7 protein-coding genes are annotated in these 11,942 nt (G+C 59.9%); 1 reads left to right on the top strand and 6 read right to left on the bottom strand.

Features of this window, described 5'->3' with window-relative positions:
* Window positions 1–80: 80 nt before the first annotated feature.
* The 5 genes from pyrG to rlmD form a co-directional block, all read right to left on the bottom strand.
* On the bottom strand, window positions 81–1,718 hold the full coding sequence (gene pyrG / locus ACOWVD_RS11090) for a glutamine hydrolyzing CTP synthase (RefSeq protein ID WP_004932674.1): 1,638 nt from the start codon (window positions 1,716–1,718) through the stop codon (window positions 81–83).
* A gap of 393 nt (window positions 1,719–2,111) precedes the next feature.
* Complete coding sequence (locus ACOWVD_RS11085; RefSeq protein WP_049242067.1) at window positions 2,112–2,975, bottom strand: hypothetical protein; 864 nt, start codon at window positions 2,973–2,975, stop codon at window positions 2,112–2,114.
* 71 nt (window positions 2,976–3,046) lie between these two features.
* Window positions 3,047–3,841, bottom strand: a complete 795-nt coding sequence (mazG, locus tag ACOWVD_RS11080; protein ID WP_015376670.1) for a nucleoside triphosphate pyrophosphohydrolase — start codon at window positions 3,839–3,841, stop codon at window positions 3,047–3,049.
* A 102-nt stretch (window positions 3,842–3,943) separates the two neighbouring features.
* Complete coding sequence (gene relA / locus ACOWVD_RS11075) at window positions 3,944–6,175, bottom strand: GTP diphosphokinase (protein ID WP_004932686.1); 2,232 nt, start codon at window positions 6,173–6,175, stop codon at window positions 3,944–3,946.
* A gap of 9 nt (window positions 6,176–6,184) precedes the next feature.
* Window positions 6,185–7,534, bottom strand: a complete 1,350-nt coding sequence (gene rlmD / locus ACOWVD_RS11070) for a 23S rRNA (uracil(1939)-C(5))-methyltransferase RlmD (protein WP_044029673.1) — start codon at window positions 7,532–7,534, stop codon at window positions 6,185–6,187.
* Between the two features lie 66 nt (window positions 7,535–7,600).
* Between rlmD and barA the strand changes: the two genes are divergently transcribed.
* Window positions 7,601–10,327, top strand: a complete 2,727-nt coding sequence (barA, locus tag ACOWVD_RS11065) for a two-component sensor histidine kinase BarA (protein ID WP_015376668.1) — start codon at window positions 7,601–7,603, stop codon at window positions 10,325–10,327.
* Between the two features lie 68 nt (window positions 10,328–10,395).
* Here barA and degP read toward each other — a convergent pair whose 3' ends face one another.
* Window positions 10,396–11,835 (bottom strand): serine endoprotease DegP, encoded by a 1,440-nt coding sequence (gene degP, locus ACOWVD_RS11060; RefSeq protein WP_015376667.1) that lies wholly within the window; start codon window positions 11,833–11,835, stop codon window positions 10,396–10,398.
* Window positions 11,836–11,942 lie beyond the last annotated feature (107 nt).

Raw genomic sequence — 11,942 nt, 5'->3', positions numbered from 1 at the left:
AGGTTTTCCTCAGTACAAGTTAAACTAAAACTCCAGACAAACAGCGCGCGGTTCTCACCGCGCGCCGCCTACCAAATATGTTATTTCACCTGGCGCTTCTGATGCTCGCCAGCGGCTTTCACGAAGCCGGCGAACAGCGGATGCCCATCACGCGGCGTAGACGTAAATTCCGGGTGGAACTGGCAGGCTACAAACCACGGGTGATTCGGCAGTTCAATGATCTCGACCAGCTTGTTGTCGGCGGAACGACCGGCGACACGCAGCCCTGCGGCTTCGATCTGCTTCAACAGCATGTTGTTAACTTCGTAACGGTGACGGTGACGCTCGACAATGGTCGGTTCGCCGTACAGCTGGCGCACCAGGCTGTTGTCGCTCAGGTTGCACTGTTGGCCACCTACGCGCATCGTGCCGCCCAAATCGCTTTCTTCGCTGCGCACTTCGACGTTGCCGTCTTCGTCGCGCCATTCGGTGATCAACGCCACCACCGGGTACTTACAGTCTGGCATAAACTCGGTGGAGTTGGCGTTCTCCATCCCCGCCACGTTGCGAGCGAACTCCATCAACGCCACCTGCATGCCCAGGCAAATGCCCAGATAAGGAATGTTGTTCTCGCGCGCATAGCGTGCGGTCATCACTTTGCCTTCCACGCCGCGATAGCCAAAGCCGCCCGGGATCAGGATCGCGTCCAGCCCTTTCAGCACTTCCACGCCGCGGGTTTCCACGTCCTGCGAGTCGATCAGCTTGATGTTCACGGTCAGACGGTTTTTCAGCCCGCCGTGCTTCAGCGCTTCGATCACCGACTTGTAAGCGTCCGGCAGCTCAACGTATTTGCCGACCATACCGATGGTCACTTCGCCGCCCGGATTGGCTTCTTCGTAGATCACCTGTTCCCATTCGGCCAGGTTGGCTTCCGGCGCGTTCAGGCTGAATCGTTTACAAATATAATCGTCCAGCCCCTGAGATTTCAATAGGCCTGGGATTTTATAAATAGAATCAACGTCTTTCAGAGAGATAACCGCTTTTTCCGGCACGTTGCAGAAAAGCGCGATTTTAGCGCGTTCGTTAGCAGGAACCGCGCGATCGGAGCGGCAAATCAGCACATCAGGCTGAATACCGATGGAAAGCAGCTCTTTTACGGAATGCTGGGTCGGCTTGGTTTTCACTTCGCCCGCCGCCGCCATGTACGGCACCAGCGTCAGGTGCATGTACAGCGTGTGCTCGCGGCCCACTTCCACCGCCATCTGACGGATGGCTTCGAGGAACGGCAGCGATTCGATATCGCCGACGGTGCCGCCGATTTCCACCAGCACCACATCGTGGCCTTCGCCGCCTTCGATGATGCGCTCTTTGATCGCGTTGGTGATGTGCGGAATGACCTGCACGGTCGCGCCCAGATAGTCGCCGCGGCGTTCTTTACGCAGCACGTCGGAGTAGATGCGGCCGGTGGTGAAGTTGTTGCGACGCGACATTTTGGTGCGAATGAAGCGCTCGTAGTGACCCAAATCCAGATCGGTTTCTGCGCCGTCTTCGGTGACGAAAACTTCCCCATGCTGAATCGGGCTCATGGTGCCCGGATCCACGTTGATGTACGGGTCCAGTTTCATGATGGTAACGTTGAGGCCACGGGCTTCAAGAATAGCCGCCAGAGAGGCTGCGGCAATGCCTTTACCCAGAGAGGATACGACCCCGCCGGTCACAAAAATATAATTAGTTGTCATGCTGAACCTGAGAGTTTAGGTTTAAAGACGATGGAAGAACCAGGACGGGAAAGTAGTATACCCGAACCTCTCCTGACCTACAAACGATCGTTTTGCTGTCCATCATCTCGGCCGCCCTCCCGTGTTCATCAGGGTTTACTCCGCCGGCGCGCCCAAAACCCTCCAGGAAATACAAAGAGTTAGCGGAGAAAATTTCTTTTTACCGCCCCTCAGGAGCGATAAAACGCCTTAGATTTCAGTTTGTTGGCCTTTTGCTGCCGACGGCAGCCATGCGCCTGTGACCTGACTGCAAGCTTAACCGTTTCAGCTTTCGTGAACCTTGTCGTCGATCAACATTGTAGCGGCGGTTCAGCTTCCCTAAACCCAATTAGCCTGGGATCGAGGAGCATCGGATTAACGACTGATGTAGAGCATGCGTTCAGGCATATCAACAATCACACGATGCCCCCGCATAAAGCCCATCCCCAGCAGACCATCAAAACCCAGCGCCTCAGACGTTGGGCCCTCGGTAATGATGGCCAAATCGTTGTGATGCCGGCCCCGGCGATCGGTCAAGGTGAATCTGGTCACTCGGCAATCCAGGTTCTCAGCCTCAGGCTCAATGGAGCGACAGCCGGAAAACAAGAGGCCAGCCGGCAAGCCTGCGGCAAACAAAAGAGAATGGCTGGCGCCGGTATCAACAATCAGGCGCAACGGTTTATTGCCAACGAAGGCCGTCACGCTCAGCCCCTCATCGGTCTGTTCGAATGGATATGAAGCCCATATTGCAATGTCTGAAGGCAGATGAGTCAACATTTGCAAGCGGTCGTTTTCGAAGTCCATCAGCACCTTTCGATCGCGGAACAACCCAAGCCCCATCACTTCACTTACCGGCACCTCGTTTCCCAGGCTGAGTCCCCAGGGCTTAAAACTCACCGCTTCGACGTCGTTAAACGGGATATTGCCAATAAACAGCCGACTAATCCGCCAGGCAGACACCTGATTTTCACCGCCAGAGAGATCTCTCAGCCGCCGAGGCGCCAGCTGCACCGCCTTCAGACTCGGTTGCGCGACCAGACGCTCCAGATCGTGTTGATAAAGGTGTATCCCTTCTGCGCTGCCGGTATCCAGCATGAGCGTGTGTAACCGGTTATCGATCTGCACATCGACTAATGGCAGCCTGCGTTCATCATACCGCAGCCGCCCAACATCAGCAGGAGGAGACGCCGTGCTGAAACCGGGGAAAAAACAGGCTAAAAGCATTAGCCTCTTGATCATGACGCCACCTTCCCTTGTCTGCGTGGAACGTCCTTCATGTTCACCCCGGCGCCATGAACGCCGGAAGCGCATCAGATTTCAGATTTCTTCACCTGCTGCCAGGCGTCTTCCATCTGCTCCAGCGTGGCGTCTTCAAGCCGCAGCCCGCGTTGCTGGACGATCGCTTCCACCTGGCGGAAGCGGCGCTCGAACTTGCGGTTCGCCGCCTGCAGCGCGTTCTCCGCCTTGTGCCCCAGATGGCGCGACAGGTTCACCGTGGCGAACAGCAGATCGCCGATCTCCTCTTCCAGCTTGCTCTCATCGACCACCGCCTGGCGGGCTTCGTGCATCACTTCATCGATCTCTTCGTACACTTTGTCCAGCACCGGCCCCAGGGTGTTCCAGTCGAAGCCGACCGAGGCGCAGCGTTTTTGAATTTTGTGCGCCTTCATCAGCGCCGGCAACGCCTGCGGAATGTCGTCCAGCACCGAGTGCAGCGCTTTTTCGGCGCGCTCGCCGGCCTTGAGCTGCTCCCAGCGCGCGGCCACGGCTTCGCTGTCCCCACCCTCGGCGTCACCGAAAATGTGCGGGTGACGGCGCTCCAGCTTATCGCTGATGGCGGTGCACACCTCATCGAAATCGAACAGCCCCTGTTCCTGCCCCATCTGGGCGTAGAACACCACCTGGAACAGCAAATCGCCCAGTTCGTCGCGCAGATCGGCGTAGTCCTGCCGCTCGATGGCGTCCAGCACTTCGTAAGTCTCTTCCAGCGTGTAGGGCGCGATGGTGGCGAAAGTTTGCTTGCGGTCCCACGAGCAACCGACCTGGGGATCGCGCAGCGTTTTCATGATGTTCAGCAGGCGCTGCAGCGGAGTGGATTGGGTCATAAAAAATCTCTGAGAAAGAATGAGGGCGCATGGGAGCGCCCACCGAATGCATGGTTCTCGGGCCGTATCGATGGCGCATACGGCCCGAAAGGCGATGTGAGCTTAGTTGCCGTGCAGACGCTTGGCGTCTATCACGTCCGGCAGCTGATTCAGCTTCGCCAGCACCCGGCTCAGCACCTGCTGGTTGTAGATTTCGATATCCATGTCGATGGTGGCCAACTGTTTCTTGGTGTCGCTGCGGCTGGCAACCCCCAGCACGTTGACCTTTTCGTTGGCCAAAATGGTGGTAATGTCGCGCAGCAACCCGCTGCGATCGTTGGCCATCACGCGCACCACCAGCGAATAACCGCTGGAGTAGCTTTCACCCCATACCGCATCGACGATGCGCTCCGGCGCGTGCGATTGCAAATCGACCAGCTGATCGCAGTCCGCACGGTGGATCGAGATACCGCGCCCCTGGGTGATAAAACCGACGATGTCGTCGCCCGGGATCGGCTGGCAGCAGCGGGCAATGTGGTGCATCAGGTTGCCCACGCCCTCCACCACCACTCGGCCGTTGTCCTTGTTGCGAGCCGGCGGCGGCGCTTTCTGCTGCACCAGCTGGCGCAGCGCCTCGCGATCCTGCTCTTCGGCGCTCGGCTTGTTGAACTTGCCCTGCAGGTAATTCACCATCTGGTTCAGGCGAATGTCCCCGCCGCCGATCGCCGCCAATACCTCGTCCAGCGAGTTCATGTTGTAGCGCGGGATCAGCAGCTTTTCGGCCTCTTTCAGGCTGATGCCGAGGTGTTCCAGTTCGTTGTCCAGCATCTGGCGGCCGGCGAGAATGTTCTTGTCGCGATCCTGCTTGCGGAACCAGTTGTGGATCTTCGAGCGCCCGCGGCTGGTGGTGACATACCCCAGGTTTGGGTTCAGCCAGTCGCGGCTCGGGTTCGGCTGTTTCTGGGTGATGATCTCAATCTGATCGCCCATCTTCAGCTGATAGGTAAACGGCACGATGCGGCCGCCGATCTTGGCGCCGATACAGCGGTGACCGACGTCGCTGTGAATGTGGTAGGCGAAATCGAGCGGCGTGGAGCCGGCCGGCAGATCCACCACGTCGCCTTTCGGGGTAAATACATAGACCCGATCGTCGAACACCTGGCTGCGCACTTCGTCGAGCATCTCGCCGGAGTCCGCCATTTCTTCCTGCCAGGCGATCAGCTTGCGCAGCCAGGCGATGCGTTCTTCGTAGCCGGAGCGCACGGTCACGCCTGCGCCCTCTTTGTACTTCCAGTGCGCGGCCACGCCCAGTTCGGCGTCTTCGTGCATTTGGCGCGTGCGGATCTGAATCTCTACGGTTTTGCCGCGCGGCCCCAGCACCACGGTGTGGATCGACTGGTAGCCGTTCGGTTTCGGGTTAGCGACGTAGTCGTCGAACTCATCCGGCAAATGGCGGAAGTGGGTATGCACGATGCCCAACGCCGCGTAGCAATCCTGCAGGCGCTCCGCCACGATGCGCACCGCACGCACGTCGAACAGTTCGTCGAACGCCAGGTGTTTTTTCTGCATCTTGCGCCAGATGCTGTAGATGTGTTTCGGCCGGCCGTAGATCTCCACCCGAATGCCTTCGTTGGCCATCTCGGCGCGCAGCCCGGCGACGAAATCGTCGATGAACTGTTCGCGATCGATGCGGCGCTCATGCAACAGCTTGGCGATGCGCTTATATTCTTCCGGATGCAGGTAGCGGAAGCAGAAATCCTCCAGCTCCCACTTCAGCTGGCCGATGCCGAGCCGGTTGGCCAGCGGGGCGTAGATGTTGGAACACTCTTTCGCCGCCAGCACGCGTTCGTCTTCCGGCGCGTCTTTCACCTCACGCAGGTGGGCGATGCGCTCCGCCAGCTTGATGACCACGCAGCGGAAATCCTCCACCATCGCCAACAGCATGCGGCGCACGTTGTCGACCTGTTCGGAGGCCATCGAGTCGTTTTGGGTGGCTTTCAGTTGGCGAATGGCGTCCATGTCACGCACGCCGTGCACCAGCGCGACGATGCCCTTGCCGAACGCTTCGGTCAGGGTCTCTTCCTGCACGATGCCGGCGTCCACCAGCGGGAACAGCAGCGCGGCGCGCATGCTGTCATTGTCCATGCTCAGCGTCGAGAGAATTTCCACCATCTCCAGGCCGCGCCACAGCAGCAACGAGGCGTCAGGATGGTTTTGGGTCTGCTGCTCACAATAACGCCAGGTTGCGGCCAATCGCTCACATGACTGCGGGTTAGGTAGCCCCAAGCCGGCGATCCACTCATCAAGAGCGAACTCACCCGCCGTATTCAGATGTGCACTTCTTACCGCAACCATAACTTCTCCCTACTTTGCAGCGACCTCTGGCGCACGCTCGTTGATAAACAGCGCCATTGATTCAAGATGCCCCGTGTGCGGAAACATATCCAACATCCGCACGCGCGCAAGACGATAACCGGCGTTCAACAGCACGTTGCTGTCGCGAGCCAGCGTGGTGGGGTTACAGGAAACATACACCACCCGCGCCGGCGCCAGTTTTACAATGTGTGACATCACCCCGGCCGCACCAGCGCGGGCGGGATCCAGCATCACCTTATCAAACCCTTGTGCTGCCCAAGGTTGCCGCGCAACGTTGTCCTCCAGATTCTCATGGAAGAACGACGCATTATTCAGCTTATTCTTATGTGCATTATATTGCCCATTCGCTACCAGCGTGGCAACACCTTCGATGCCCACCACCGCGGCGGCGCGGCGCGCCAGCGGCAGGGTGAAATTACCCATGCCGCAGAACAGGTCCAGCACCCGATCATTGGGTTGAATGTCGAGCCATTCAAGGGCCTGCGCCACCATTTGTTGGTTTACGACGTCATTGACCTGAATAAAGTCGCGCGGACTGAAGTCTAAGCGTAGCCCGTCAACCTGATAATACGGCGTTTCACCGCACAGTTTTTCCACCCGTTCGCTGTCCGGCGCCAGATAAACGGCGACCTTTTCCCGCTCGCCAAACGCCAACAGCGCCTGCCGATCCGCCTCTTTCAGCGCGTCGAGATGACGCAGCACCAGCAGCGGGCCGTTATCCGCCAGCACCAGCTCCACATGCCCCAGCCGCCGCACCGCCTGCAGCCCGCTCAGGCAGGCGCGCACCGGCGCCAGCAGCTGCTCCAGCTCCGGCCGCAGCACCGGGCAGTGCTCCACCGCCACCAGCTCGCTGGAGGCCGCCTGCCGAAAGCCCATCATCAGGCGCTGCAGCTTCGGCTGCCATGCCAGGCTCAGGCGGGCGCGGCGGCGATAGCCGTATTCCGGGCCGGCGATCACCGGTTCCTGTTGCGGGGTTACTCCGGTTTCGCGGGCGATCATGCGCACCAGCGCCGCCGCCTTGCTCTGCTGTTGCAGCGCCTCATCCGCATGTTGCTGCTGGCAGCCGCCGCACACGCCGAAATGCGGGCAGCGCGGTTCTACCCGCTGCGGGCTGCGGCTCAGCAGGCGTTTGAGCTTGCCTTTGGCGAACTGACGCTTGTCTTCGGTCAGTTGGATTTCCGCCTGCTCGCCCGGCAATACGCCCGGCACGAACACCGCTTTGCCGTCGTGGCGCGCCACGCCCTGGCCGAAAGGATCGAGATCGCTCACCGTCACGGTGAAGATTTGTGAGCTCTGCCGGGTCGTCACGCGGCGTTTGGGAGAGTAGAATTGCGCCATATTTGTCGATTGTGTGCTGGTTCATTAAGCTAGTGTCAGCTGTCAATTCTCCCACATTGGAATCCCATGACCAAATACAGCCTGCGTGCGCGCATGATGATCCTGATTCTGGCACCGACCTTGCTGATTGGTTTGCTGCTCAGCACCTTCTTCGTGGTGCACCGCTATAACGAGCTGCAGGAACAACTGGTCGACGCCGGCGCCAGCATCATCGAGCCGCTGGCGGTGGCCAGCGAGTACGGCATGACGTTCCGCAGCCGCGAATCGGTCAGGCAGTTGGTCAGCCTGTTGCACCGCCGCCATTCGGACATCGTGCGTTCGATCACCGTGTTCGATGCGCAGAACAATTTGTTCGTCACCTCCAATTATCATCACAACTTCGCTCAGCTGCAGCTGCCGAAAGGCGTGCCGTTGCCCACCGATCTGATGCTCACCCGACGCGGCGATTCGCTGATCCTGCGCACGCCGATCCTGTCGGAAAGCCAGTATCCGGATGAAACCGCCGACGGCGGCAGCCATCCCGACAACAACCTGGGCTATGTGGCGATCGAGCTGGATCTGCAGTCAGTGCGGCTGCAGCAATATAAAGAGGTCTTTGTCTCTACCCTGCTGTTGCTGCTGTGCATGTGTATCGCCATCCTGTTCGCTTACCGGCTGATGCGCGACGTGACCGGCCCGATCCGCAATATGGTGAACACCGTCGACCGCATCCGCCGCGGCCAGCTCGACAGCCGCGTGGAAGGCTACATGCTCGGCGAGCTGCACATGCTGAAAAACGGCATCAACTCGATGGCGATGTCGCTTACCGCCTATCACGAAGAGATGCAGCAGAACATCGATCAGGCCACGTCAGACCTGCGCGAAACGCTGGAGCAGATGGAGATCCAGAACGTCGAACTGGATCTGGCGAAAAAACGTGCGCAGGAGGCGGCGCGCATCAAGTCCGAATTTCTGGCCAACATGTCGCATGAGCTGCGTACTCCGCTCAACGGCGTGATCGGCTTCACCCGCCAGATGCTGAAAACCGATCTGAGCGCAACCCAGACCGACTATTTGCAGACCATCGAGCGCTCGGCCAACAACCTGCTGACCATCATCAACGACGTGCTGGACTTCTCCAAGCTGGAGGCCGGCAAGCTGGTGCTGGAGCATATTCCGTTCGCCCTGCGTGAAACGCTGGACGAAGTGGTGGTGCTGCTGGCGCCCAGCGCCCACGACAAGGGCCTGGAGCTGACGCTGGATGTGCACAACGACGTGCCGGAGCAGGTGATCGGCGACTCGCTGCGCCTGCAGCAGATCATCACCAACCTGCTGGGCAACGCCATCAAATTCACCGAAACCGGCAATATCGACATTCGCGTCGAGCTGCGCAAACAGCTGGATCGCCGGGTGGAAGTGGAAGTGCAGATCCACGATACCGGCATCGGCATCTCCGAACGCCAGCAGTCGCAGCTGTTCCAGGCATTCCGCCAGGCGGACGCCAGCATCTCCCGCCGCCACGGCGGCACCGGGCTGGGGCTGGTGATCACGCAAAAGCTGGTGAAAGAGATGGGGGGCGATATCTGCTTCCACAGCCAGTTGAACCGCGGCTCGACCTTCTGGTTCCATATCACGCTGGATCTGAATGAGGGCATGCTGTCGCTGGCGCCGAGTCTGCCGGATCTGAACGGCAAAACGCTGGCCTATATCGAGTCCAACCCGACGGCGGCGCAGGCGACGCTCAACATGCTCAGCGTCACGCAGCTGGTGATCACCCACTCGCCGACGCTGGGCCAGTTGCCGCCAAGCCACTATGACTTCCTGCTGGCCGGCGTGCCGATCCCGTTCCGCGACAACATGGCGCAGCATCAGGACAAATTGCTGGCCTCGCTGAAGCTGGCCGATAGGGTCATTCTGGCGCTGCCGTGCCAGGCGCAGATCGATGCCGAGCTGCTTAAACAACAAGGCGCGCTCGGCTGCCTGATCAAGCCGATCACCAGCACGCGTCTGTTCCCTCTGCTGAGAATGGAGACGCCCGATCGGCTCGCCGCCCCGCCTGAGCGTAAACGTCTGCCGCTGACGGTGATGGCGGTCGACGACAACCCGGCCAACCTGAAGCTGATCGGCACGCTGCTGGGCGAACAGGTGGAAAAAACGCTGCTGTGCGAGAGCGGTGAGGAAGCGCTGGCGCTGGCGCGCAACAACGTGCTGGATCTGATCCTGATGGACATTCAAATGCCGAAGATGGACGGCATTCACGCCAGCGAACTGATCCGCCAGTTGCCGCACCACAACTCCACGCCGATCGTCGCCGTCACCGCCCATGCAGCCAGCGGCGAGCGCGAGCACCTGCTTCAGGCCGGGATGGACGACTACCTGGCCAAGCCGATCGACGAGAAAATGCTGACCCGCGTGCTGTCGCGCTATCACAGTGGCGAAATGGAAAACGCCGTCGCCGACGACGCGCCGCTGTCGCTCGACTGGCCGCTGGCGCTGCGTCAGGCGGCCAATAAGCCGGATCTGGCGCGCGATCTGCTGCAAATGCTGCTCGATTTCCTGCCACAGGTGCGCGAACGGGTGCAGGCGCTGCTCGAAGGGCAACACGACGACGAGATCCTCGACCTGGTCCATAAGCTGCACGGCAGCTGCAGCTACAGCGGCGTGCCGCGCCTCAAGCAGCTGTGTTTCTACCTCGAGCGGCAGCTGCGCCAGGGCATCACCAACGACGAACTGGAGCCGGAGTGGCTGGAGCTGTTGGATGAGATTGAACTGGTGATCCACGCGGCGCGCGTGCATCTGGCGCAACCGGCCTGAATCCTCAGGCCATAATGCAAAAAGGCACGCCATAGCGTGCCTTTGTTGCTTTTAGCGCCTGACGTTTATCATTGCGCCAGCAGGTACAGCTGGCTATCGCCGCGCTGAATATTCAACGCCAGCACCGACGGCTTGCTGTCGAGGATTTTACGCAGCTCGCCCAGGTTCTGGATCGGCTGTTGGTTCACGCCCAGGATCACGTCGCCCTTTTTCAGGCCGATGCGCGCGGCGGCGCTGCCGGCTTTCACGCTGTCGACCTTGACGCCTTTCTGGTTGCCGACCTGGGCATTGCTCAGCTCGGCGCCTTCAATGCCGGTGTAGATATTGCCAGAGGCCACCTGGGTCTGCGCACTTTGCTCCAGCGTGACGTCAATGGTCACCGGTTTGCCGTCGCGGATAATGCCCAGCGACATTTTGCTGCCGACCGGCAGCGTGCCGATCTCCGCCCGGAATGAGGCGAAGCTGGAGATGGCCTTGCCGTTCATGGTGACGATCACGTCGCCGGCTTTGATGCCCGCCTTCGCGGCGGAAGACTTCGGCACCACCTGGCTGACGAAAGCGCCGCGCTGCGCGTCGACCTTCATCGCCTTGGCCAGCTCAGAGTTAAGCTCGGTGCCCATGATGCCGAGCTCGCCGCGTTTCACCTGGCCATACTCGACCATTTGCGCCGTCAGATTTTTCACCATGTTGCTCGGAATGGCGAAGCCGATGCCGATGTTGCCGCCGTCCGGCGCCAGGATCGCGGTGTTGATACCGATCAGCTCGCCGTTCAGGTTAACCAGCGCGCCGCCGGAGTTGCCGCGGTTGATCGCCGCATCGGTCTGGATAAAGTTTTCGTAGTTTTCGATGTTCAGGCCGCTGCGCCCCAGGGCGGACACGATGCCTGAGGTGGCGGTTTCGCCCAGCCCGTACGGGTTGCCGATCGCCACGGTGTAATCGCCGACGCGCAGCTGATCGGAGTCCGCCATCTTGATCGCCGTCAGGTTCTTGAAGTCTTTCAGCTGGATCAGGGCGATGTCGGAACGCGGATCCTTGCCGATCACCTTGGCGTCGAAACGGCGGCCGTCGCTCAGCTGCACCTGGATCTTGTTGGCGTTATCCACCACGTGGTTATTGGTCACCACATAGCCCTTGGCGGCATCGATGACCACCCCGGCGCCCAGCGCCTGGAATTTCTGCTGCGTGCCCTGCGGCTGGCCATCCGGCCCAGGCTGTTCACCGCCCTGACACATCGGCGAGCCCTGGAACGGCGAACCGTCCTGGCAGAACGGCGAATCTTCACCGAAGAACTGTTGGAACTGCTGCGGCATGCGCGGCGTATTGACCGTGGTGCTGCCCTCAACGTTAATGCTCACCACGGAAGGCATTACCTTTTCCAGCATCGGCGCCAGGCTCGGCAACTGCTGGGTGCTGGAAGAGGCGGTTTCAGCGGCGCTGGCCGTCACCGGGCCCATCGCCATGCCGATGCTGAATGCCAATGCGCTCAGAACTAATGCGGTTTTTTTCATCTGTGTGTCTCTTATAAAGTCGTTCAAAAAAGAATGGCCGTCTTGCGTGCTTATTCAGAGTTAATTAATAGCCTGAAGTTCCGGCACAGATGATTGGCAATAGTAAA

It is taken from the genome of Serratia sp. SA088, assembly GCF_049065515.1.
GTDB classification, from domain to species: domain Bacteria; phylum Pseudomonadota; class Gammaproteobacteria; order Enterobacterales; family Enterobacteriaceae; genus Serratia; species Serratia nematodiphila.
This window is presented reverse-complemented; position numbering and strand designations above follow the sequence as displayed.